At 58.6% G+C, this 23980-nt stretch carries 21 protein-coding genes; 8 read left to right on the forward strand and 13 right to left on the reverse strand.

Annotation, left to right across the window (positions count from 1 at the left end; all coding sequences use genetic code 11):
• Nucleotides 1-12: 12 nt before the first annotated feature.
• The 3 genes from OKC42_RS17475 to OKC42_RS17485 are packed head-to-tail and all read right to left on the reverse strand — an operon-like array spanning nucleotide 13 to nucleotide 2717.
• Nucleotides 13-507 (reverse strand): PTS system mannose/fructose/N-acetylgalactosamine-transporter subunit IIB, encoded by a 495-nt coding sequence (locus OKC42_RS17475; RefSeq protein ID WP_064341276.1) that lies wholly within the window; start codon nucleotides 505-507, stop codon nucleotides 13-15.
• A gap of 9 nt (nucleotides 508-516) precedes the next feature.
• On the reverse strand, nucleotides 517-945 hold the full coding sequence (locus OKC42_RS17480; protein ID WP_127005574.1) for a PTS sugar transporter subunit IIA: 429 nt from the start codon (nucleotides 943-945) through the stop codon (nucleotides 517-519).
• A gap of 5 nt (nucleotides 946-950) precedes the next feature.
• The gene (locus OKC42_RS17485; RefSeq protein WP_151285989.1) at nucleotides 951-2717 is read right to left on the reverse strand and encodes a class I mannose-6-phosphate isomerase; all 1767 of its coding nucleotides are present in this window, start codon (nucleotides 2715-2717) and stop codon (nucleotides 951-953) included.
• Between the two features lie 212 nt (nucleotides 2718-2929).
• On the opposite strand from OKC42_RS17485, the gene OKC42_RS17490 reads away from it, so the two are divergent.
• Nucleotides 2930-3937: a LacI family DNA-binding transcriptional regulator gene (locus OKC42_RS17490; RefSeq protein ID WP_270820359.1), complete on the forward strand. Its 1008-nt coding sequence runs from the start codon at nucleotides 2930-2932 to the stop codon at nucleotides 3935-3937.
• A 32-nt stretch (nucleotides 3938-3969) separates the two neighbouring features.
• Here the strand turns inward: OKC42_RS17490 and OKC42_RS17495 are convergent, their stop codons facing one another.
• The 5 genes from OKC42_RS17495 to apbC all read right to left on the reverse strand — a co-directional run bounded on the left by OKC42_RS17495 (nucleotide 3970) and on the right by apbC (nucleotide 9183).
• On the reverse strand, nucleotides 3970-4548 hold the full coding sequence (locus OKC42_RS17495; RefSeq protein ID WP_270820360.1) for a glucose-6-phosphate isomerase family protein: 579 nt from the start codon (nucleotides 4546-4548) through the stop codon (nucleotides 3970-3972).
• Nucleotides 4549-4853: 305 nt separating this feature from the next.
• Nucleotides 4854-6323: an inorganic phosphate transporter gene (locus OKC42_RS17500; protein WP_270820361.1), complete on the reverse strand. Its 1470-nt coding sequence runs from the start codon at nucleotides 6321-6323 to the stop codon at nucleotides 4854-4856.
• A gap of 377 nt (nucleotides 6324-6700) precedes the next feature.
• The gene (gene dcd, locus OKC42_RS17505) at nucleotides 6701-7282 is read right to left on the reverse strand and encodes a dCTP deaminase (RefSeq protein ID WP_005336719.1); all 582 of its coding nucleotides are present in this window, start codon (nucleotides 7280-7282) and stop codon (nucleotides 6701-6703) included.
• 63 nt (nucleotides 7283-7345) lie between these two features.
• Nucleotides 7346-7990 carry a uridine kinase gene (udk, locus tag OKC42_RS17510; protein WP_139494821.1) on the reverse strand — a complete coding sequence of 215 codons (645 nt, stop codon included), beginning with the start codon at nucleotides 7988-7990 and terminating at the stop codon, nucleotides 7346-7348.
• A 110-nt stretch (nucleotides 7991-8100) separates the two neighbouring features.
• Nucleotides 8101-9183, reverse strand: coding sequence for an iron-sulfur cluster carrier protein ApbC (apbC, locus tag OKC42_RS17515; RefSeq protein ID WP_270820363.1), 1083 nt, complete (start codon nucleotides 9181-9183; stop codon nucleotides 8101-8103).
• 186 nt (nucleotides 9184-9369) lie between these two features.
• Here apbC and metG point away from each other — a divergent pair, with 186 nt between their 5' ends.
• Nucleotides 9370-11403 (forward strand): methionine--tRNA ligase, encoded by a 2034-nt coding sequence (gene metG, locus OKC42_RS17520; RefSeq protein ID WP_151285988.1) that lies wholly within the window; start codon nucleotides 9370-9372, stop codon nucleotides 11401-11403.
• 61 nt (nucleotides 11404-11464) lie between these two features.
• On the opposite strand, the gene OKC42_RS17525 is transcribed toward metG, so the two are convergent.
• Together OKC42_RS17525 and OKC42_RS17530 are read right to left on the reverse strand one after the other, a co-directional pair.
• Nucleotides 11465-12406 carry a CHAD domain-containing protein gene (locus OKC42_RS17525; RefSeq protein WP_270820365.1) on the reverse strand — a complete coding sequence of 314 codons (942 nt, stop codon included), beginning with the start codon at nucleotides 12404-12406 and terminating at the stop codon, nucleotides 11465-11467.
• 15 nt (nucleotides 12407-12421) lie between these two features.
• Entirely contained in the window at nucleotides 12422-12694 is a 273-nt protein-coding gene (locus tag OKC42_RS17530) for an acylphosphatase (protein WP_005345583.1), read from the reverse strand.
• Between the two features lie 82 nt (nucleotides 12695-12776).
• On the opposite strand from OKC42_RS17530, the gene OKC42_RS17535 reads away from it, so the two are divergent.
• On the forward strand, nucleotides 12777-14207 hold the full coding sequence (locus OKC42_RS17535) for a methyl-accepting chemotaxis protein (RefSeq protein WP_270820366.1): 1431 nt from the start codon (nucleotides 12777-12779) through the stop codon (nucleotides 14205-14207).
• Between the two features lie 129 nt (nucleotides 14208-14336).
• On the opposite strand, the gene OKC42_RS17540 is transcribed toward OKC42_RS17535, so the two are convergent.
• Nucleotides 14337-15905, reverse strand: coding sequence for a flagellin N-terminal helical domain-containing protein (locus OKC42_RS17540; protein ID WP_270820367.1), 1569 nt, complete (start codon nucleotides 15903-15905; stop codon nucleotides 14337-14339).
• A gap of 293 nt (nucleotides 15906-16198) precedes the next feature.
• Here OKC42_RS17540 and OKC42_RS17545 point away from each other — a divergent pair, with 293 nt between their 5' ends.
• Nucleotides 16199-17392, forward strand: coding sequence for a class I SAM-dependent methyltransferase (locus OKC42_RS17545; RefSeq protein ID WP_270820368.1), 1194 nt, complete (start codon nucleotides 16199-16201; stop codon nucleotides 17390-17392).
• 345 nt (nucleotides 17393-17737) lie between these two features.
• Complete coding sequence (locus tag OKC42_RS17550; RefSeq protein WP_270820369.1) at nucleotides 17738-18922, forward strand: acyltransferase family protein; 1185 nt, start codon at nucleotides 17738-17740, stop codon at nucleotides 18920-18922.
• Between the two features lie 34 nt (nucleotides 18923-18956).
• Here OKC42_RS17550 and OKC42_RS17555 read toward each other — a convergent pair whose 3' ends face one another.
• On the reverse strand, nucleotides 18957-19385 hold the full coding sequence (locus OKC42_RS17555; RefSeq protein WP_270820370.1) for a GNAT family N-acetyltransferase: 429 nt from the start codon (nucleotides 19383-19385) through the stop codon (nucleotides 18957-18959).
• A gap of 404 nt (nucleotides 19386-19789) precedes the next feature.
• Between OKC42_RS17555 and selD the strand changes: the two genes are divergently transcribed.
• The 3 genes from selD to OKC42_RS17570 are packed head-to-tail and all read left to right on the forward strand — an operon-like array spanning nucleotide 19790 to nucleotide 22606.
• On the forward strand, nucleotides 19790-20827 hold the full coding sequence (selD, locus tag OKC42_RS17560) for a selenide, water dikinase SelD (RefSeq protein ID WP_270820371.1): 1038 nt from the start codon (nucleotides 19790-19792) through the stop codon (nucleotides 20825-20827).
• Nucleotides 20824-21939, forward strand: coding sequence for a tRNA 2-selenouridine(34) synthase MnmH (gene mnmH, locus OKC42_RS17565; protein ID WP_216948586.1), 1116 nt, complete (start codon nucleotides 20824-20826; stop codon nucleotides 21937-21939). The genes selD and mnmH overlap by 4 nt, the downstream gene beginning before the upstream one ends.
• A gap of 22 nt (nucleotides 21940-21961) precedes the next feature.
• Nucleotides 21962-22606 (forward strand): MBL fold metallo-hydrolase, encoded by a 645-nt coding sequence (locus tag OKC42_RS17570; protein WP_270820372.1) that lies wholly within the window; start codon nucleotides 21962-21964, stop codon nucleotides 22604-22606.
• Between the two features lie 189 nt (nucleotides 22607-22795).
• On the opposite strand, the gene rnd is transcribed toward OKC42_RS17570, so the two are convergent.
• A complete protein-coding gene (gene rnd, locus OKC42_RS17575) occupies nucleotides 22796-23908 on the reverse strand; it encodes a ribonuclease D (RefSeq protein ID WP_058059758.1) in 1113 nt (370 codons plus the stop codon).
• Nucleotides 23909-23980 lie beyond the last annotated feature (72 nt).

Here is a 23980-nt window from a genome sequence, read left to right on the forward strand (position 1 = left end):
GATCTCTGCTCCCTATTTCAGCTTTTTCTGGGCATCTGCCCAGCTGTAGTGACTGGCATCCGGTACCAGCCGAAAGTCGATCTCGTGGCCAAGGTTGGCCAAGTAATCAAAAGCGGCGATCTCCTGCGCCGTCACCGACTGGTTGGGGCCTATGGTGGTAGTCTGCTCGCGGGCACTCATGGGCCCGACGTTGATCTTGCCGTTGAGATTATCCAGGGAGATCCCGGCGGCGCACAGGCGCTGCAGGGTGACCGGCGACTTGCCAATCACGAAGTAGCGTTTGTCACTGGCGATCACCTTGGGCAACTTGGTAATGGCGGTAGCCACATCAAACAGCCACACCTTGGTGTCCGACACAGCCCCCGTCATCACCTGAGAGAGCAGCGGATCGGCCGCCACCTCATCATCGATCGCGACGATACCGTCACAAGGAAGCTCTCTGGCCCAGCGGGTCACCAACTGACCGTGGATCACCCGATCATCAATGCGTACAAATGAAATCGCCATCTCGCTCTCCTAGAAGTTGTCATCTTGCTGGTGTGCCGCCGGGGCCGGGATCACCATGGATTCCAGTGCCTGGGCCAGCAACTGGCGGGCAGCCTCGTGCACATCCGTTGCCGCCAACCAGTCGGCACTCATCAGCAGCATGGGAAAATTCACCCCGGTCACCACGGCTACCGGCTGCGGCCATGCGGAATCAAATGCAAAGCGGCATGCCACGTTGTAGGGGGTGCCGCACTCCATGTCGCACAGCACCAACACCCCGTCAGCCCCCGCGCCATGACGGCGCAGGGTCTGTTCAAACTCGGCGCGAAACGCCTCTATTCCTCCCTCTTCGGTCAGAGAAACTGTGGCTACGGCGGGCAACTCGCCGTAGACCATATTGGCGCTGGCCAGCAGGGCCGGCGCCAGTGAACCATGGGTTGCGATAAGGATCCTCAGCATCTTGGTTACCCCCTCACAAAGGCTTTGATGGTGGCGATGGTCTGCCCTTCACTCTCGCCACTCGGGCGGATGCGGTAACGGCCCACTGACGCTGGCACTATAAAGGTCTCGGCGTAGTGCACCACGAAGGGGGCGAAGGCGTTGTCCGGGCTATCTACCGTTGCCTCCCGACCCTCTATCAGGTTGAGCACTTGTACAGTGCCGCCGGTGTCGTGCTCGACCGGCACGCTGAACCAGTGGCGACGAGTCTCGATAAATTCCCGCTCATGCAGTCCGGTGCGCTCTTCACGCCACCCTTCCCCTTCAGCGATGGGCTCAATGCAATTGACCAGATTTCGCTCGGTCCAGTCGGTATCCCGATCCCACTGGATCACCTTGCTGCCATGCTCCAGATGGATGGGGCGCGGAATGCCGTCGAGCCCAACCCGGCCCCAGTCCCACAGTTTGAAGGTGAAAATGTAGGGGGTGGCGCTGATCTCAAGTACCATGGCTCCCTCTCCCGAGCAGTGGACGGTTCCAGCCGGGATCAGGAAGTGATCATGCTTGCGGGCCGGGAAGCGGTTGATGAAGCGCTCGTCGTCGAAGGGCTTCTCGCCGCGCTGGGCGGCGGCCAGATCCGCCAGCATCTCCTGCGGGTCGATACCGTTACGGGTGCCGAGGTAGACGCAGGAGTCCGGCTTGGCATCGAGCAGGTAGTAGCTCTCGTCCTGGGTGTAGTGCATACCGAACTCCTGCTGGATGTATTCAGTCAGCGGATGCACCTGAAGACTGAGCGGCTGCCCCCCCACCGTATCGAGAAAATCGAACCGGATCGGGAACTCGGCGCCAAAGCGGGCGTGTACCTGCTCCCCAAGCAGGGCTTTTGGCTGGCACAGCACCAGGTTTTGCGACGGGATCTCTACCCGCACCTCGCCAAAACGCAAGTAGAGGCTGTTCTCCTCGGGTACACAGTCAAAGCACCAGGCGTAGTTGGGTTGGGCTGGGTCCAGATCACACACCTGCTTCATCCACTGCCCGCCCCAGACTCCTGGGTCGAAGAAGGGAACAACCCGGAACGGCTGGCGCGCCGCCTGATGCAGTGCGGCATGCAGTGCCACTCCCGTCACCAGTGTCGGTTTGCCCTTGATATTGGTATCGAGCAAGAAGTCAATGGTCGGTAATTGCGCCACCTTGTGACGATCAAACACCCGCCACTCGATAAAGAAGGCGCGTTTGTAGCGGCGCAGAATGTCCTCTTCCGTGTTATCCGCGCCCCAGTTGCCAATCTCTTTACGGCGCAGACGCTGCTGGATCTCCCAACGCGCCAGGTCGGCGTAGACCCGCATATCCCCTTGCGTCACCAGTGAGGCGCCGCTGCCCATCACCACCACCAGCCCCTTGGTGATCTCTGCGACCTGCCGTTGCAGGTGGGCTAACGCCGCCGGGTCAAAAAACTCCACCATCTTGTGGGGGGCCATCACGCCAAATACCCGATCGTCGGTGATGAAGCGTTCAAGCATCTCCAGCACGGTGGGCTCGGGCAGACGAGCCTGTTCCACATCGATAAGCGTGTGGGGGCCAAGTTCCTCCAGCAATTGAGTGCGCAGCTCAACCTGATCCACGCCGTGGTAGCAGTCGATCACCAGCACCACTTTCGCCCTGTCCTGCCCGTTCACTTTGGCCAGCAGGTGCCGGGCAATCGCGTCCCACCCCGCACAGGCGGCATCTTCATATCCGGCAACCGCAATCTCGGGATACTTGTCGTAATTGGATACATAACTCGAATGAATCATTGGCCTGCTCTCTCACTGATATCTGCAAGAAAGATAAATCGATTAACCCGTTAACCCCAACCTGATAAACAAGATTAACCTCAAAGAATCGACTGTTATCTCACCACTGGACGGGTTATTTGTGACCAATGACTCACTTTTATTAATGTCAAATCAATCATTAGGGTTAATCGATATACCCTTACTCTCATTACCACGACAGGAGACACCTCATGAGCAATGTGACCGTTGCCGATATTGCCCGCCATCTGGCGGTATCTACCGCGACCGTCTCCATGACCCTGCGCAACAAGGGACGGATTTCGGAACATACCCGCCAGCGGGTACTCAAGGCGATCGATGAGCTCGGCTATGTCTACAACCAGACCGCCGCCAATCTGCGCAACAAGAGCAGCAATCAGGTGGGGCTGCTGCTGCACGACATCACCAACCCCTTCTATGCGGAGATGACGGCGGGCCTCAGCCGGGAGATGGAGCATCACGATCTGATGCTGTTTCTTGCCAACAGTGAAGAGTCAGCAGCAAGGCAGCAACAGTTTATGGACTCGCTGCAGCGCAACAGCGCCGCAGGCATGGTGATCTGCGCCGCCCAGCCTACCCCCCACAGCTTTTTCGAGAGCCTGCAACGGCGCCATATGCCCACCATTCTGGTGGTGCGGCCGGTGCCGGATGTGGCGATCGACTTCGTCGGCACCGACAACTTTCTCGGTTGCCAGCTGGCAACCGAGCATCTGATCCGCCTCGGCCACCGCAACATCGCATTTATTGGGGGGGCAACCACCTCCATCAGCCGCTCCCAGCGCCTCGGTGGCTATATGAGCAAGTTGCTCGAACACGGCATCACTGCCAAACCGGAGTGGATCATCAGCTGCGGCGCCAGCCGGGTGGAAGGCACCCTCGCGATGACAACACTGCTAGAGCAGCATCCGGAGGTCACCGCTGCCGTCTGTTATCAAGACATAGTGGCACTGGGCGCCATGCTGGCGTTGCGCAAGCAGGAGCGGCGAATTGGCCAGGATTTTGCGCTGGTCGGGTTTGACGATATTCCGGAAACCGCGCTGGTAGAGCCCGCCCTGACGACGGTGTCGGTGGCGGCGCGGGAGATTGGCCGCAAGGCGGGCGAACTGCTGCTTGAGCGGATTGCCGGCAACGACGAGCCGGCCAAGAGCATCATTCTGCCCCCAACTCTGGTGGTACGCCAATCTTGCGGCAGCCGCTAACGGGGTCGCTCACGACCCATGCAGTCTGATGGTTAGGTGATTGAGACACTTACCTCGCTGCTCACAACACAAGGTTCCCCTTTCTTCCCTGCGACCACCCGCAGGCCAAACCCCCGCTCTGCCATCAGCCGGTAATCATGACCGGCAATGGCAGGCCAGACCGCCAACGCCGAGAGCTGCGTCTCGCCAGTGTTGACAAGTCGATGGGCAACGTGGCCAGGGATATGATGAACGCTGCCGGCAAAGACCTGCTCCAACCGGCAAACACCGGCCATATCCTGCAACAGCAATAGTCCCCTTCCGCACAACCCGAAGTAGTACTCCGCCTGCTCGGCGCGAGCATGGATATGACCGCGGGTCATAAAAAACTCGTTCCCTATCATGCCGGCCTCAAGATGGGTAACACCCATGTTGAGATCCCCCTCCACGCCACTGCTGGGCAACATCGCCACACGATAGAGCACAGTTTGCGGGTCAACCCCTGCTTCAGAAGCAGGATCGGCAAACAAGCCATACAGATCAGCCAACCTTGTACACTTCTCCACCAGTTCGGCACCGGACAAGCTGCCGGTCGCAAAATCCACCATGGGCGGGATCATCAGCTTCATCATCTACTCCTCAGTGGCGCTTTATCAGATGGTGCATCTGCACCTCGCCAAAACACGCTAATTGGTTAATCCATTAATCACAAGAGAAGCACACTATTAGAAAGAGATATTCGATGACGAAAGTTCATCCAGAAAAACCATAACGAGTCGTCAATCAAATAATGAAGAAGAGCCTTCTTATCTGTTTACCTCAAGAACAAAAAACATCAGGTGGAGATACAACTCCACTGAAAATTACACAAAAAATGCCGCCCGATCTTTCGACCGGGCGGCATTGTCATGGTGATGCGCGTTATGAGCGCGGCAGATCAACCAAACAGATGGTGGCTGACGATGAACAGACCACCGGAGAGCATCATGGTCAGCGGCAAAGTCAACACCCAGGCCATCAGGATGGTCTTGATAGTCTGGCTCTGCAGGCCGGATTTGTTGGCAATCATGGTCCCCGCCACCGCAGAAGAGAGGATGTGGGTGGTGGACACCGGCATACCGGTCAGACTGGCGACTCCGATGGAGGTTGCAGCCGTGATCTGGGCCGCGATACCCTGGCTATAGGTCATGCCGGTCGTGCCGATCTTCTCGCCCACGGTATGAACGATACGACGCCAGCCCACCATGGTGCCGCAACCCAGCGCCAGTGCGATGGAGACGATCACCCAGGTCGGTGCGTATTCAGCGGTCGCGGTCAGATCCTTGCGCCATTTGGCCAGATCGGTCAGCTCCTTGGCGGGCAGCGGCAGCTTGGCAGCCTTGCGGGCAGTGTCATCGATACAGAGCAGCAGACGACGCACTTCGCGGCGGTCGGTCAGGCTCATCTGATCATAAGTACGCACGGCACCCAGACGGGCATCCAGGGTGGCCATCGCCTGCAGCACGCCATCTGCGGAGCAGTGGGTCATCAGCTCTTCCTGAGCCGTTGCCGGTGCAGAGAAGTTGATGACGCCAGAGAGGGCGGACTGGTTACGCTGGTATATCTCCATGATGCGCTGGTTGGCATCCTGGGTCCGATCCAGGTCATAAGAGCGGCTGTTCATGTCCAGCGCGAAATAGGCGGGCGCCATACAGATCAGCACCAGCATCACCAGACCGATCCCCTTCTGGCCATCGTTGGAGCCGTGAACGAAGCTGACGCCCATGGCCGAGGCCACCAGGGTCAGACGCGCCCAGAATGGCGGGTGCTTCTTGCCATCCACCAGCTGACGCTCTTCCGGTGTTTTGTGGATCTTGTTGCTGGTCCAGATGCGTTTCATCGCCAGCAGCAGCAGTGCCGCGATGATGAAGCCGATGGTGGGAGAGATGATGAGGGAAAGCATGATGTCGATCGCTTTGCCCACGTTGATCCCTTCTGTCACCGGTTTATGGGTGATCCAGGCATAGGCGCCGCCTACCCCCAGAATGGAACCGATCAAGGTATGTGAACTGGAGGCCGGGATCCCGAAGAACCAGGTGCCCAGGTTCCACACGATGGCGGAAAACAGCAAGGAGAAGACCATGATCAACCCTTGGGTGGAGTCCATCCCAAGCAGCAGGTCGATGGGCAGCAGATGGACAATGGCATAGGCCACACCCAGACCGCCGAACATGACGCCAAAAAAGTTGAAGATCCCCGATGCAACAACCGCCAGGTGAGCTGGCATCGCCTTGGTATAGATAACCGTTGCTACCGCGTTGGCGGTATCGTGAAAGCCGTTGATAAATTCATAGGCAAGCACAAAAAAAACGGCCAATACCAAACCGATTGACCACCACAAACCCAAACCACTAAACATTTCAAACATAAAAAAAAGCCTGTTTATGAGTTGCGGCGGATTATGCCAGATGGCGGCCAACACCATAGCCACCATTGAAATATTTCAGCCATAAAAAAAAAGAGCTTTTTGGAAAAAAATATCCTAGAGCCAGTCTTCATGCGGCTTGCCATCGATTAATTAAAGCCATCAATGATTGCGGGAAAGGGCAAAAATAGCTGACAATTAAGCCAATAATTTCATTTTTATGACGTTTTTATGACAGAAAAACGGGCAGAAGTGGTGATAAAACGTCCCAGCCCCACCAATCTCATCCGACCAGCACCATCAACCCCATATCCGTTTGATTCCAGATGCAAAAAGGGAGCACCTTGTGCTCCCTTGAATCGTTGCCGTGTTGCCAGTTATCAGTCCTGATTGATGCGACTGGCAACGGCGCCCTGCTGGCTCTTGTACTTGGCATTTTCCCGCTTGTTGTAGGGGCGGGCCGCGACGCCGGAAAGCATCTCGAAGTTCAAGGCGCCGATCTTCATCTTCGGACGCAGCGCCAGCGGCAGTTTGCCGCCGTTGTAGAACTCCAGCACGATTCGACCGGACCAACCCGGATCGATGCGGTGCGCGGTCACGTGCACCATCAAACCCAGGCGCGCCAGTGAAGAGCGGCCATCCAGCCAGCCGACGATATCGGCAGGCAGGGTGACGGATTCGTAGGTCACCGCCAGCGCCAGCTGACCCGGGTGCAGGTAGAAGGCTTCGCCATCGGGGATGTGGATCTCGTCACTCATCACCCGATCGATGGCATCGGCCATCTCGCTGCTCGGGCCGCTCAGGTCGATATAGGGTGCGGTATGATCGCGAAAAACCCGAAACTCGTTACCCAGCAGCACATCGACACTGACACCACTGATCCGCTCTACCCCGGGCCGTGGCTCAATGACGATCTTGCCTTCATCCAGATGGCGTTCAATATCGGTATCACACAGACGCATTGGGCGACTCTCCTGACAAATTGTGCTTTTAAAAAAGCCGGGCATCACCCGGCTTGTTTCATCTTAACCAATCAACATGTGGCGAATACGCGCCTTGAGCATGTCGATGGCGATGCGGTTCTTGCCACCACGGGGCACGATCACATCGGCATACTGTTTGGACGGCTCGATAAACTGCAGGAACATCGGACGCACCGTCTTCTGGTACTGCTTGAGCACGGAGTCCATGGTACGGCCACGCTCCTGCACATCACGCACCAGACGGCGCAACAGGCAGATGTCGAGCGGGGTATCCATAAAGATGGAGGCATCCATCAGATCCCGCAGACGGCTGTCGGTCAGAAGCAGGATCCCTTCCAGAATGATCACCCGGCGCGGCGGAAACGGGGTCACTTCGCTCATCCGGGTGTGTTCGGTGTAGGAGTACTGGGGAATGGCAACTGCGTCACCTTTGACCAGCTGGCTCAGGTGCTGTACCAGCAAGTCGTGATCCAGCGCGTTGGGGTGGTCATAGTTAGTCTTGACCCGCTCTTCCATGGTCAGGTGGGTCTGATCACGGTAGTAGCAATCTTCGGTGATCACACCAATCTGACCTGCGCCCAGTTCGGCCACCAGCTCTTCATAAATGGTCTGGGCTATAAGACTTTTGCCAGACGCAGATGCGCCCGCAATACCGATGATCACACACGAATGTTGAGTATCAGACATGACAAATACCTAAAAGAGAAGAGCAGTGGGGATGGTTTAAACCGATCCATTATATAAAAAAGGGTGGGTCATGCCCACCCTCAATTCCCTTTCAAGTGACCGACCGCCGATTATTCATCCAGCGCCATGGCATAAAGGGGGGTCGCAATCGGTTTTGCGCTGAAAAAGAGTTCAGCCCCTACCCTACGCGCCAGCTTCAAATAGGCCTGAGCCAGGCTTCCTTCCGGCGCGCCGAACACCGTCGGGCTGCCATCATCCATGTGTTGGCGGATATCGATGTGCAGCGGTAATTGACCAAGCAGTGCCACTTGATACTGCTCTGCCATCTTCTGGCCGCCACCGGTACCAAACAGCGGCTCATGATGACCGCAGGCGCTGCAGACGTGATAACTCATGTTCTCGATGATGCCGAGCACCGGCACATTGACCTTGTTGAACATGGCGATCCCCTTGCGGGCATCGGCCAGCGCCACATCCTGCGGCGTGGTGACGATCACTGCCGCCGACGTCGGCACCTGCTGAGCCATGGTGAGCTGGATGTCGCCAGTACCCGGCGGCATGTCGACCACCAGATAATCCACCTCACCCCAGCGGGTCTCATGGAGGATCTGCGCCAGCGCCTTGCTAGCCATCGGGCCACGCCAGATGGTGGCATCCTGCTCGGAGACCAGATAGCCGATACTGTTGCTCTTTAGGCCGCAGGCCATCACCGGCTCCATCAGCTTGCCGTCATGGCTGACCGGGCGCTCCTTGAGGGTGCCCATCATGGTGGGAATGGAAGGGCCATAGATATCGGCATCGAGAATAGCGACCCGCGCCCCCTCTTTTTGCAGGGCCAGCGCCAGATTGACCGCGGTGGTGGACTTGCCTACCCCCCCCTTGCCGGAAGCGACCACGATGATGTTGCGAATGCCCTGCACGGCATTGAGCCCCTGGGCCCGTGGCATGCTGGCGACGTCAATCTCCAGTGCCCAGTCGATACGGGCGGCACCGGTGGCGCTGCGCAGCCTGGCATCGTAGTTCTCTTTGAGCTGATCGAGCAGCGAGAGACCGGCAAACGGCAATACCAGCCGGATAGCAAGCCCCTGATCCTGATTGATGATCTCGCGAACGAATCCGGCATCCACCAGATCCTTGTGCCAGCCTGCTGGCTTAAATTCGGCGAGGATCTGTTTTACTGAATCAATCACCATTAACTCCTCATTATCTTGTCATTATCTTGAGGTGAACGGTTACCGCACACAAATCAGTGGCTTGCCTGCCATCGTAACAGCAGGTGCTGCCAAGGTTGGCATAGCCACAACCCTAGGCAGGCTACCCCCAATTCGGGTAACATGCACGGCACTCTATCATCCCAACAAGCACATCAAGAACGTAATATGGCAACTGATCCTCGTAAAATGCTGGTAACCTGCGCCCTCCCCTATGCCAATGGCTCCATCCATCTTGGCCACATGCTGGAACATATCCAGGCCGATATCTGGGTTCGTTATCAGCGAATGCGCGGTCATCAGGTGCACTTCATCTGTGCCGATGATGCCCACGGCACCCCGATCATGCTCAAGGCACAGCAGATGGGGATCACCCCGGAAGAGATGATTGCCGCTGTCTCCAAGGAGCACCAGGCCGATTTCGCCGGGTTCAACATCAGCTTTGACAACTATCACTCCACCCACAGCGACGAAAACCGCGAGCTGGCGGAGTTGATCTACGGCCGCCTGAAAAATGGTGGCTTTATCAAGAGCCGCACCATCTCCCAGCTGTTCGATCCGGAAAAATCCATGTTCCTGCCGGACCGTTTCGTCAAGGGAACCTGCCCCAAGTGCAAATCTCCGGATCAGTATGGCGACAACTGCGACAGCTGCGGCGCCACCTACAGCCCGACTGAGCTTATCGATCCGAAATCTGCCGTCTCCGGCGCCACTCCGGTAATGAAGGACTCCGAGCACTTCTTCTTCGACCTGCCCCAGTTTGAAAAATGGCTCTCTGAGTGGGTGCGTGGCTCCGGCGCCATTCAGGAAGAGATGGCTAACAAGATGCAGGAGTGGTTCGAGAGCGGCCTGCAGCAGTGGGACATCACCCGTGACGCCCCCTACTTCGGTTTCGAAATTCCCGGCGCCCCGGGCAAGTACTTCTACGTCTGGCTGGATGCGCCCATCGGTTACATGGCTTCCTTCAAGAACCTGTGCAACAAGCGTGGCGACATCGACTTTGACAGCTACTGGAAAGCGGACTCCGACGCCGAGCTCTACCACTTCATCGGCAAGGATATCGCCTACTTCCACTGCCTGTTCTGGCCGTCCATGCTGGAAGGTGCCAACTTCCGCAAGCCGACCAAGGTCAACGTGCACGGCTATGTGACCGTCAACGGCGCCAAGATGTCCAAATCCAAGGGCACCTTTATCAAGGCATCCACCTACCTGAACCACCTGGATCCGGAGTGCCTGCGTTACTACTACGCCGCCAAGCTCAACAGCCGCATCGATGATCTGGACCTGAACCTCGAAGATTTCGTGCAGCGCGTCAACGCCGACGTGGTCAACAAGCTGGTCAACCTCGCCTCCCGCAACGCCGGCTTTATTGCCAAGCGCTTTGGCGGCAAGCTGGCTGCCACCTGCGCCGAACCCGAACTCTACGCCGAATTCGCCAACGCCCATACCGCTATTGCGGAAGCCTATGAGAGCCGCGAGTTCAGCCGCGCCATCCGCGAAATCATGGCGCTGGCCGACAAGGCCAACCGCTACGTGGACGACAAGGCGCCCTGGGTTATCGCCAAGCAGGAAGGGGCTGACGCCGAGCTGCAGGCGGTCTGCTCTGTTGGCATCAACCTGTTCCGCGTGCTAATGGCCTACCTCAAGCCCGTCATGCCGCTGCTGGCCGAGCGTGCCGAAGCCTTCCTGGCAGAAACCCTCAGCTGGGATGGCATCGAGATGCCGCTGGTCGATCACACCGTTGCCCCGTTCAAGGCCCTCTTCTCCCGCATCGAGCCGGCGAAGATTGAAGCCATGATCGAGGCCTCCAAGGAAGACTTGGCCAAGGAGCAGGCACCGAAAGTGACCGGCCCCCTGGCTGATGACCCCATCAGCGAAACCATCACCTATGACGATTTTGCCAAGATTGACCTGCGCGTCGCGCTGATCAAGAAGGCCGAAGCGGTACCGGAAGCCGAGAAGCTGCTCAAGCTGCAACTGGATATCGGCGGCGAAACCCGTCAGGTGTTTGCCGGTATCAAGTCCGCTTACAACCCGGAAGATCTGGAAGGCAAGCTGACCGTGATGGTGGCCAACCTGGCGCCGCGCAAGATGCGTTTCGGCATGTCCGAAGGCATGGTGCTGGCCGCAGGCCCGGGCGGCAAGGATCTCTGGATCCTGGAGCCGCAGGAAGGCGCCCAGCCGGGCATGCGCGTCAAGTAAGCGTATCGCTGACTGCGACCACAGCCAGATAGAAAAGAGAGGCCAAACGGCCTCTCTTTTTTTATCTCAACTGTTTGTCCTGGATAGTTTTTGTGGATGCTGGTCGCGAATGGCTGCGGCAGATTGCGGCCTCGAGGCTATCCCCGGTTGACTTGGTGGACGATACATTTTGTTCTGAATACCTGACCAACCGACTTGGCATGTCATCCACGTTGTGGCCTGCCTGCATCGCCAGTTTAAGCGCCACCAGCTCCGCCTGCTGGCAGTCCAGTTGACACAAACGGGCGGTGATCTTCCCCTTCAACTGCTGCCGCAGTTTCGTCTGCTTGCGAGTGTTCCCCTGCTCTGCTCGCAACCTCCGCCGCCATTGACGCCAATCCTGCAACTGGCCGAGTCGCTCCTGCCAGTGAGTCAGGGTGCTCAACCAACCGGGATCCCCACTCCCCAGATCCAGCAACAGTTCCACGCCATAACGGGCCTGCTTGATCTCGAGGCGCAGCCGATGCCAGCGGCGCAACTGTTGCTGATGAGTGCAGGCCGATTTCCCAACGCAGGGAATAGGTTCATCGAGACCGCTCTGCGCCTCATCAAGGCGCAGGGCCAGATGCTGCTGATAGAGGAACGCCAATGCCCGTGCATCCGGCACCTGCGCCACCGCTGCAAGCCAGCGGGCCAGTCGCCGCGACAACAGGGGCACGCGACAGGCCGATTTGTGGGTATTACCCGTGCTGGCAGGCGGCTTGCCAAAACGCTCGGCGTAGACCTGAGCATCCCGCAGCGCCGAAAGCCGCCCGACCGAGCGCAGCAGACGCCGCTCCAGCTCGGGATGATAGATGAGTGGTCGCCACAGGGCGAGGAGTGCCAGCAAGCGGCGCGCCGCGATACGGTAGCCATGCACGGCCGGTTCGCTGGCCTCTTCGCGCACCGCCCGCGCCGCCTCCTGATAATGGGCGACCCAGCTTGTTGCCTGAGTCAGCAACAGACCTTCCTTGTCAGCGTCCATCTCGTCTCCGCCCCTTCAGTTGGTGTGAAAGCCCTGACCGGTGGGCGGCAGCGCCTCTTCATACTCCATCCGGGTCACCCGAGCGGTGCGCGGGCCATGCTCCAGCCAACCCAGCATCATCTGCACCCCCTGCGCGGGGCCGCTAATGAGGATCTCCACCGAGCCATCCTCCAGGTTGTAGGCATGGCCCCGCAAACCCAGTTGCAGCGCCCGCTCACGGGTGAAATAGCGAAATCCCACCCCCTGCACCTGCCCCCACACCCGAATGACAAACGATTGCTCTCCCATTTCTCACACCTTCCGCTTAAGAAAAAATTTCCCGAGACGATAATGTGCCCGACACTCTATCTCTGCAGGATGCAGCTCCATTATGAAAGAAGTTAAATTCCGGTGGGTTGACCGCTATCTCATTCACCTCACCATCAGTGAAAAATTCCATATCGCGTTCTGGTTACCTCTCTTCATCATCGCCTTTCTCAGCTGGTATATGCTGGCGGCCAGCCATCAGCAGGAGATCTCCCTGCGGGTAGCGCAGTTGCAACAACAGGTCGAAACCACGGCGCAGCTGGTCAGCCAGCAGCCCACTCTGGTGTTGCCTGCTGATCTGCGTCTGACCCGGCAAGGCAGCAGCGGGTTGCAGCAGCAAGGAGATCACTACCTCTTTACCGCGCCAGCGGGTCAGGCGGGCTACGTCACCGGTGATCTCGATACCGGCAACCTCTCCATGTGGGAGGGTCAGGGCTCGACCCTGCTCCTCATCGGCGCGCTGGCCGCCCTGATGGCGCTGGTGATCCACTACATGATGACCTTTGTCTCCGGTGCGCTCTACTCCACCAACAAGGCGCTGCAAACCGTGGCGGACGGGGATCTCACCTTCCGACTCAACTTCTTCCCGGTGCGGGACGAGTTCTCCACACTGGCGGGTAGCATCGACCGCTTTACCGACCGCCAGCATCAGATCGTCAAGCTGGTCGAAGAGTCCGCCGAGGCGCTGACCATGGCCGCCGACGAGTTTCGCGACCACGCCAGTGAAGGCGAAAACATGGCGCGTTCCCAGCGCCAGCACATGGATTCACTGGCCACAGCCATGGAGCAGATGTCGGCAGCGATCCGCGAAGTGGCGCGCAATGCCAACGACACCCTGCAACAAACCCGCCAGTCGAGCGAAGAGGCGGCCAATGGCGCCAACCGGGTAGCCCGCACCATAGAAGCGATCCGCACCCTGGCCGACGAGATTGGCAACGCCTCCGGCGCGGTCGAGCGCTTGACCCACAACGCCAACCGGATCAACGAGGTGGTCAACGTCATCAACGCCATCTCCCAGCAGACCAACCTGCTGGCCCTCAACGCCGCCATCGAAGCGGCCCGTGCCGGTGAGCAGGGACGCGGCTTTGCGGTGGTGGCAGATGAAGTGCGTACCCTCGCCAGCCGTACCCAGCAGGCGACGGTGGAGATCCAGCAGATGATAGAAGAGCTGCAGACCGGTACCGGGGCGCTGAACGAGATCATGGAAAAGACTGTAGGGCGCGCCGCCAGCAGCCAGCAGCTCATCAGCGAGGTGGGGCTCGATATCGAGAAGCTGAGCAACCACAGCGATGCGGTGCTGGAGATGAGCACCCAGATCGCCACCTCGAGCGAAGAGCAGAGCTCGGTCGCTGCCGAGATCACCCACAATCTGGATCAGGTGCGCCATGAGGCGGCGCAGGTGGAGGAGTCTGCCAGCGCCTCGGTAGCCGGTACGCAGGGGCTTAAAGCCACCGCCAGCGAACTGGCCCAGGCACTCAAGGGGATCACTCTCTGACGCTGCCGAATAGCATCCGGCAACAAGAAGCAATAAGAAAAGAGGCCACCCATTGGGTGGCCTCTTTGTCTTTATGGATAGTGACCATGAATGATAGCGACCAATTGCTATGCCGGCTGGCAGTCCCGCTCAGGATTGCAGCAAACTCAGGGCCGCATTGGGGCGACTGTTTGCCTGACTCAAAATCGAAGCACTCGCCTGCTGCAAGATTTGGGTGCTGACCAAGCGAGCCGATTCCACAGCCATGTCGGCATCCCGGATCCTTGAGCGGGCAGCGCTGAGGTTCTCATTGGCATTGGCCAGATTGCGTACCCGTGAATCCAGCGCATTGGCTTGGGCACCGAGCCGAGCGCGCTGAACACCCAGCTGTTTCATACCCACATCCAGGGTTTTGATAGCCCTGCTGGCGTTGTCTTCACTAAGAACATCAATATTATCAACGGTATATTTCTTCTTGTCCTCTTGATAAAAGCCAAGCGCATGCAAGCTGGATCCCTGCATATCAATATTGGAATACTTGTCGCCTGATGAGCGCAGCTCCATCTGACCGATATACGTCGTCGATGTAACATCGGGTAACAGAGAGCTCAGAGAGGAACTACTGATCACCGGAGGCGCCGGTGGTGCTGGCTGCGGAGGGGGGGTTGTGCCATTGGCCAGCGCAAGGCTGTTGCCCTGAGCGCTATGCATGGTCAACGCATTGCTGGCGGGATTGCTGTTGTTGGAGGCACTCACATAAAAACCTAGACCTGCCGATTGCGCAGTACTGTTGATGCGTTGCACCACGGTTGCCATGATGGCACTATTTTTTGCTGTCGGATTGACCGGATCCCATCCGGTCATATCAATGCCAGTGGTCAAATCCACAGAGTGACCCGCCACATCGATATAGGAGGGTAATGCGGATAAATCGACCGCAGAGGCGACAGAAAATGGCAGTTGTTGCGCTTGTACCGGCCCCTGATTATTGGGAAAGGTGGTGCCATTAATATCTGCCACGAACGCTTCCAGGGTTGAATAGTCCTTGTCAAAAGTGACGCCATTAAGGGTGATAGGCTGAGATGAAAGCTTGAGATCAGCAATGTCATACGCCCCTGGCTTGCTTCCTGCCGGACTGCGCGCTCGCCACTCCATCTCCCCCAGATTTTTGGTCTGGGCATTGAGATCGGTAATGACGGTATTCTGTCCTGCATAGGCACCGACCAAGAAGATACCTTCGTAACTCCCCGCCAGCAGATCCTGTCCGGCAAACCGGGTACCTGTGGCAATCCGGTCCATCTCCAACTGCAGTTGCTTGAACTCAGCATTCAGGGCTACGCGATCCTCTGCCGTATTGGCACCGCTTCCCGACTGCAGTGCCAGGGTGCGCATCCGCTGCATCAGGTTCACCGACTCATCAAGCGCCCCATCGGCGACGTTGATCACCGAGATCCCATCATTGGCGTTGCGAATAGCGGTGTTGGTCCCGTTCACTTCACTGGTGAGGCGATTACTGATCTGCAAGCCTGCTGCATCATCAGCGGCACTGTTGATGCGCAAGCCGGATGAGAGTCGTCGATATACCGAATCCAGCATGTTGGATGATTGACCAAGATGGCGAGAAGTATTGAGGGCTGAAATATTGGTAGCGATGGAGAGGGACATGGACAGCTCGATACAGGAAAGATTCAAAATGGTCTCCCCCACTATCGACATCATCAAATGACTCTTTAGCGAAAATCACTATAAAGTAAGGTTAAAACGCTTTATTGGCTACATTGTGCACACATAGTGACCAGCACTGAACAAAAAACAAGCACAACCGACTGTGACATATAAGATAAACAGCGTGAAACGCCAACATTGAGATTCTGCAAATCTTGCATATGCAACACTCGGGCGTTGTCCAGACGTACAATTCGTCACTCTGCCATATACCAGCAAAGGCTGGCTTAGCCGCACTATTGCACATAGAATGTGGCCCCTTTTCTTTCTACCATCGGCAAACATCAATGAGCGCTTCCATCTATCTCGTCAAAGGCCGCGAAAAATCCCTGCTGCGTCGCCACCCCTGGATCTTCTCCAAGGGGATTGAGCGGGTTCAGGGCAACCCCATTGACGGCGATACCGTCGAGATCTATGCCAACGATGGCAAGTGGCTCGCCCGTGGCGCCTGGTCAGGCAGCTCCCAGATCCGTGCCCGGGTCTGGACCTTCGACAAGGATGAGACCGTCGATCTCGACTTCTTTATCCGTCGCCTCAAATATGCGCAAGAGTCTCGCGATCCGCTGATCAAGCGTCAGGGTCTCACCGGCTATCGCCTCTGCGCCGCCGAATCCGACGGCCTGCCGGGTCTGACCATCGACCGTTATGCCGATTTTCTGGTGTGCCAGATCCTCTCTGCCGGTGCCGAGTTCCAGCGTGAGCTGATAACGCAAGCACTGCGTACCCTCTACCCAGAGTGCAGCATCTATGAGCGCTCCGACGTGGCAGTGCGCAAGAAGGAAGGGCTGAAAGAGCGCACCGGCGTTATCTATGGCGAGACCCCGAACGAGCCGGTGGTCATCGAAGAGAACGGTGGCGTCAAGATCCTGGTGGATATTCGCAATGGCCACAAAACCGGTTTCTATCTGGATCAGCGGGACAACCGTCAGGCTGCAGCCAAGTACACCGAAGGCAAGCGGGTACTCAACTGCTTCTGCTACACCGGTGGGTTTGGCGTCTATGCCCTCAAGGGCGGCGCCAAGGAAGTGGTCAACGTCGATCTCTCCCAGAATGCGCTGGATATCGCCCGCCAGAATGCCGAGCTGAACGGGCTGGATACCAGCAACACCCAATTTGTCCGTCACGACGTGTTCAAGCTGCTGCGTGAATATCGCGAGAAGGGCGAGAAGTTCGATGTCATCGTGCTGGACCCGCCCAAGTTTGCCGAAAGCAAGGCCCAGCTGCTGGGTGCCTGCCGTGGCTACAAGGACATCAACATGCTGGCGTTCCAGCTGCTGGCGCCGGGTGGCGTGCTGCTGACCTACTCCTGCTCCGGCCTGATGGAGCAGAGCCTGTTCCAGAAGATCGTCGCCGATGCGGCACTCGATGCCGGTCGCGATGCCCAGATCCTGGAGCTGCTCTCCCAGGCCTCCGATCACCATATCGGTACCGCCTATCCGGAAGGCTTCTACCTCAAGGGTCTGGTGGTGCGCGCCCGCTGATCGGCAACCACCCTCTCCTTGTGATCAATCAGGCCCCTCGCGGGCCTGATTGCTTTGCATCGTATGGTGCCTGAACCTGACGCTCGCCCCGATTCCCCCTCTCTGCTTTATTGGTGTTTCCTCTCCTCCTCTTTCCCTACCTGCTCTCCACGGCTTCTCTGTTTAAATTTCCTTGCACAAAAACTGCACATCCATGATTCAAATCACATCCGTATGACTCTCTTTTCCGTAGTGTGATCCCGCCTGCGGCAGCCAAGCCGGGGCAACCGTCCCATCAGGATTGATGGACGGTACAACAACAAAAATCGATGTCAGGCCAAGCTGAACATCACAAGGGATCCCGATATGAATCAATCATTGCCGCTGTTAACGCCGCTGCGGGGCATCGCTGCCCTGATGGTGGTGCTGTTCCATGCCCGATTATTACTCTTTCCCCAGTGGATGGAGCCGATCGCAGGCCACACCCAACTCATCGAGAACGGCTACCTCTGGGTCGATCTGTTCTTTATTTTGAGCGGCGTGGTGCTGGCCCATGTCTATGGGGAGGCCTTCACCCGCACACCCCGCACCATGAGCTATGGCCGTTTTCTCTGGCTGCGGCTGACCCGCGTCTACCCCCTCTACCTGGTAACCCTGCTGTTGCTGGTCGGCTGGGAGCTTTACAAGGCGCGGCACGGGGTGGGCTTCTATGCTGGCCCCCTGTTCAAGATGTGGGAGTGGGAAGGGATGCCGCCTTTCGGCTCCCCCTTCACCCCGGCCGAGGCGTTGCCGAGCGCCTTCCTGCTGCTGCAGGTGGTGACCGATCACGGGTTGACCTGGAACTTCGCCGTCTGGTCGCTGAGCGTAGAGTGGATTAGCTACCTAGTGTTCCCGCTGCTTATTCCGCTGGCAGTGACCCGCAGTCGCTGGAGCCATCTCGCCCCCCTGCTAGCACTGACGGTGCTGGCCTTTATCGTACACAGTCGCGGCACGCTGGATGTCACCAGCGGGGCACTGGCGGTGGGACGCGGGGTGAGTGAATTTGTGCTCGGCCTCTGGCTGCTGCCGAGGGTCAAGGCCGCAAAAGGCTTGCCCATGATGCAACATGATCTGCCGCTGCTGGTCGCCTTTGTGCTGCCCTTCGCGCTGATGCAGTTCACCATGACGCCGCAATTGACTCTGTTGCTGATCAGCTCCTACATGCTGCTGATCTGGATTTGTGCCGCCCAGGGGGAGCGCCAGAGTCTGCTGCTGCGCCTTTTGGATAACCGCTTCACCAACTGGCTGGGGGATCTCTCCTACTCCATCTATCTGCTCCATGCGCTGGTGCTGCTCACCGGGTGCGAGCTCATCCACTATCTGGCACCGGGGCTCACCGAGTGGTGGTATGGCCAGACCAACCCGCTGCTGGGGGTAGTGGCCACCTTGCTGATGCTGGCGGTGCTGATCGGGCTCTCTTCTTTAAGTTACAACCTGCTGGAGCGGCCACTGCAAAGGCGCCTGCGCCGATGGGGCAAGTCACGGCAACCGGCGCTGGAACAAGCCGGATAAGCTAGTCTCGCCCTGTCTGGATGAGTTGACGGTCTTATGCCAACTCATCCAGTACCAGTTCATCCAGACTGCTCATCACCCAGGCGCTCGGGTGCTGGCTAAATCCGAGCTTGGGGTAGTACGCCACCGCCTGCGGTACGGCCAGCAGGATCAGCTTGCAGCCCGGCTGCAATTGCAAAAACGTCTCGCGAATAAGGGCTTTGCCAATCCCCTGCCCCTGCACCGACTCGGCCACCGCCAAATCCGAGAGGTAGCAGCAAAAATGAAAATCTGTCACCGAGCGGGCCACTCCGACCAGGGTCTCACCCTGCCAGGCGGTGATCAGCAAATTGGCGTGATCCAGCATGCCCTGCAGGGTGGCCGGATGGTCCAGCGGCCGTCTCGCCCCCAGCGAGGTCTGCGCCAACAACGCCGCAAACTGCGCCGTGGTAATGGGGTGGTTAACCAAAAATGTGGTGGTCACTAAGCTCTCCTCCGCGGGGTTGTGGTTGCACGCGCTGTTGCACTTTGACGTTCTCTTTGTTGCATCTGTACTGCAATCAATCAGCCAGCGCCGGATACAGACCGATGACAGGGAAGTGCGGGCAATTCCCTGCTGTTTATGTGAATTCCTGTTCGAACCCCAAGGGGCAAATGTGGCATAATGCCCCGTCCTGTGGCCCTTGGCGGGGCTGCGCTGGCGCACCTTGTCGCCCTTTTCTTCCCCGTCCGGCCTGGCGGTCTTTCATAACTGCCAGTCATCGCTGCCCCTGTTGGCACCGAGGCCACCCATATTTGCGGCTTCTTGTCTTCCTTTCTACAAGGCCGCCCATTGATCAAGACGGCTCCACAGAGCCTCTGCTCTGTTTGCAAATAAAAGGGGTAAGTATGTCTTCCATTCGTCTGACCCAATACAGCCACGGCGCTGGCTGCGGCTGCAAAATCTCTCCCAAGGTACTCGACACCATCCTCAAGAGCCAGATCCCGGGCTTCAACGACCCGACCCTGATCGTTGGCAACAGCAGCAAGGATGACGCGGCCGTGGTCGATATCGGCAACGGTCAGGGCATTGTCTCCACCACCGACTTCTTCATGCCCATCGTCGATGACCCCTTCACCTTTGGCCGCATCGCCGCCACTAACGCCATCAGCGATATCTATGCCATGGGTGGCAAGCCCATCGTCGCCATCGCCATCCTCGGCTGGCCCATCAATACCCTGCCCGCCGAAGTGGCCCAGCAGGTGATCGACGGCGGCCGTCAGGTGTGCCATGAAGCGGGCATTTCGCTGGCCGGTGGCCACAGTATCGATGCCCCCGAGCCCATCTTCGGCCTCGCGGTCACCGGTATCGTGCCCCTTGACGCCATCAAGCAGAACGACACCGCCAAGGAGGGTGACACCCTCTATCTGACCAAGCCCCTTGGTATCGGTATCCTCACCACCGCCCAGAAGAAGGGCAAGCTGAAGCCCGAACACGAGCAGCTGGCCCCCAACGCCATGTGCACCCTCAACAAGATTGGCCAGCGCTTTGCCGAGCTGCCGGGTGTGCACGCCATGACCGACGTCACCGGCTTTGGTCTGGCTGGCCATCTGCTGGAGATGTGCGAAGGATCCAATGTCAGCGCCCGCCTCGACTTCAAGGCGCTGCCGCTGCTGGATGAGGTGGATTACTACCTCGCCGAGGGCTGCGTCCCGGGTGGTACCCTGCGCAACCACGACTCCTACGGCCACAAGCTGGATGCCATGGACGATCGCACCCGCAACATCATGTGCGATCCGCAAACCAGCGGCGGCCTGCTGGTCGCCGTGGGTAAAGAGAGCGAAGCCGAGCTGCTCGCCATCGCGCGCGAAGCTGGGCTTGAACTTTCGCCCATCGGTCAGATCAAGCCCCTTGAGGGCTCCCGCTTTATCGAGATTGTCCAATGAGTGAATTGCCACTGGCCACGGACTACGCCCAGATTTTTTTAGGCGATGTGCCGTTGATTGATGTGCGCGCCCCCATCGAGTTCAAGGAGGGGGCCTTCCCCTGCTCGACCAGCCTGCCCTTGATGACAGACGATGAGCGCGCCCAGGTGGGGACCTGCTTCAAGAAGCAGGGTCAGGCCGCCGCCATTGAGCTTGGACACAAGCTGGTGGGGGGAGCAGTACGTGCCGAACGACTCGAAGGCTGGCTGGCGCAGTTGCGCAAGCAGCCCGATGCCCTGCTCTACTGCTTTCGCGGCGGCCTGCGCTCGCAAACTGTACAACAGTGGCTGGCTGAAGCGGGGGTGACTCGCCCCCGCGTCGCCGGTGGCTACAAGGAGCTGCGCCGTTTCCTGATCGACACCCAGGACAAGGCCTCTGCCGAGTGCCGCTGGACTGTGCTGACCGGCATGACCGGCTCCGGCAAGACCCATATGCTGGACCACGTGGCCCAAGCGCTCGATCTGGAAGGACACGCCCATCACAGGGGCTCGTCGTTTGGTCAGCTGCCCGGCGGCCAGCCCAGCAACATCAACTTTGAAAACAACATGGCCATCGAACTGCTCAAGCGCCGCCATCAGGGCGAGCATGCCTTCGTGGTCGAGGACGAGAGCCGCCTGATTGGCCGCTGCTGCCTGCCCCTCTCCCTCCATGAGGCCATGAGTCAGGCACCGCTGGTGGTGGTAGATGTACCGCAGATCGATCGGGCCGAGCAGATCCGCGAAGATTACGTGCACGATCTCTGGCTGCGCTATCAAGCCATGTATGGCCAGGAAGAGGGATGGCCGCTGTTTGCCGCCTACCTCACCGATGCGTTGGCCCGCCTCAAGCGCCGCCTCGGCGATCTGGCCCACCGCGAGCTGGATACCCTGATGCAGACCGCCCTCACCGAGCAGGAAAAGAGCGGCGATACCGGGCTGCATCTGGCCTGGATCACCTTGCTGCTGACCCGCTACTACGATCCCATGTATCTCTACCAGCTTGGCAACAAGCAGGAGCGCATCGTGTTTCGCGGTGACAAGCAGGCCTGCCTCGACTATTTCGCCGAGCAGCATGCCAGCGCACTGCGCGGCTGACCCATCCCAAGAGAGGAACTCTATGTTGAAATTCGAGGTGATCCCGGTCACCCAGTTCGCCCAGAACTGCTCCCTCATCTGGTGTGACGAGACCCATCAGGCGGCCCTGATCGATCCGGGCGGCGAAGCGGCCAAACTGCTGGCCGCCATCGCCAAGCGCGGCCTGACCCTGACTCATATCCTGCTGACCCACGGTCATCTGGATCATGTGGGTGCCGCCGCCGAGCTGCGGGAAAAAACTGGCGTCGCCATTACCGGCCCCCACAAGGAGGACGCCTTCTGGCTCGACATGCTGCCCCAGCAGAGCCAGATGTTCGGCTTCGCCCATACCCCCGCCTTCACGCCGGATCGCTGGCTTGAGCAGGGTGACAAGGTGCTGCTTGGCCAGTGCGAGCTGGATGTCTACTTCTGCCCCGGCCACACCCCGGGCCATATCGTGCTGCTCTCCCAAGCCGAAAAACTCGCCTGGGTTGGCGACGTGCTGTTTGCCGGCAGCATCGGCCGCACCGACTTCCCCCGTGGTGATCACGCTACCCTGATCAAGTCGATCACCGAGACCCTGCTGCCGCTGGGCGACGAGATCGTCTTTATCCCGGGCCACGGCCCCAGCTCCACCTTCGGTCGCGAGAAGGTGAGCAACCCTTATCTGACCCAGCCTATCTGGTGATCAAAAAAGGCAGCGGTGTTAGCCGCTGCCTTTTCTTCTCTGCTCTCTTTTTCATTCTCGATTCCTGCCATCCGACCAGCCACGTCCCACCTGCGTTCCACATTTCAGCATGCCCATTTGTCTCTTTCGCCCAATAAAAATCCCCACCCGAGGGTGAGGATTGATTTATAGGTGCAACCGTCTGGTGGCTTATTGTGCCAGCAGGTGACCGACCAGCTCATGACGCCACCCTTGCAGCAGCATCGGCTTGTCGCTGCGGGCCCGCTCTTCGTCGTTCATCCGCCAGCTCCAGGTGAAGTACTGGTGAATGATCTTCTTGCTGGCAATCAGCTCGGGCGGAATATTGCTCGCCTTGGCCTTCTCTTCCACCATGGCCTTGATGCGCTTGAGCTCGGCCTTGTACTGAGGGAAATCCACCAACCGACGAATGGGCTCGGGCCAGCTGTCAGGATCGCTCTGCTGCGCTTTGGCGACAATATCGAGCATCCGCTTGCCGTGGATCTTGATCTCGATAGGCGAGAGGCCGAGCTCGTTGAGATCCCGCAGGGAGGCAGGACGACGCTCCGCCACCTTGAACAGGTGCAGCTCTTTGACAACGAAGTTGAGGGCCAGATCGCGGCGCACCGCCTCTTGCTGGCGCCAGGCGGCCAGCTCGCGCAGAATGGCGAGCTCGCGGCGCCCCAGTTGCCAGGCGTTGACGATGTCAAGATATGCCTGACGGGGATCGCTACCCTGGGTCTTGCGGGCGGAGTGGTTCTGGCACTCCTGCTCGAACCAGGCAAACTTGCCGCTTTCCCGCAGTTTGGCCATCACCTTCTCGTAGAGCGGCATCAGGTAGAAGACATCCGCCGCCGCGTATTCGAGCTGACGTGGCGTAAGCGGGCGTGCCAGCCAGTCGGTGCGCGCTTGATCTTTTTCCAGCTCGACCCCGAGGAATTCATTCACCAGCGCACCAAAGCCGACCGAGACGCCGTAACCGAGAAAGGCGGTAGCAAGCTGGGTGTCGTGCATCTGGTTGGGCAGGTGGCCCGCCTGATGCTGGATAAGCTCCAGATCTTCGCCAGAGGCGTGCAGGATGGCGATCTGCCCTTCCCGGCCCAGTCGCTGCCAGAGGGCGGAGAGATCCAGGGTGAGCGGATCCAGCAACGCCAGATGCTCGCCGTCATAGATCTGGAACAGGCCAAGCTGGGGGTAGTAGGTACGGGTGCGAACGAATTCAGTATCGATAGCCAGGGGAACGTCGGCCAGAGAAGCGAGATACTGCTCAAGTTCGTCTTGCTGAGTGATAAGTTGATAGTGCATCTGTGCCTGCGCGGTTGATCAGGGCCAAAAAGAAAAAACCGTGGGATGACCCACGGTTTTGCATAACGACGG

This window comes from Aeromonas sp. Y311-2 (genome assembly GCF_027706025.1).
GTDB classification, from domain to species: domain Bacteria; phylum Pseudomonadota; class Gammaproteobacteria; order Enterobacterales; family Aeromonadaceae; genus Aeromonas; species Aeromonas veronii.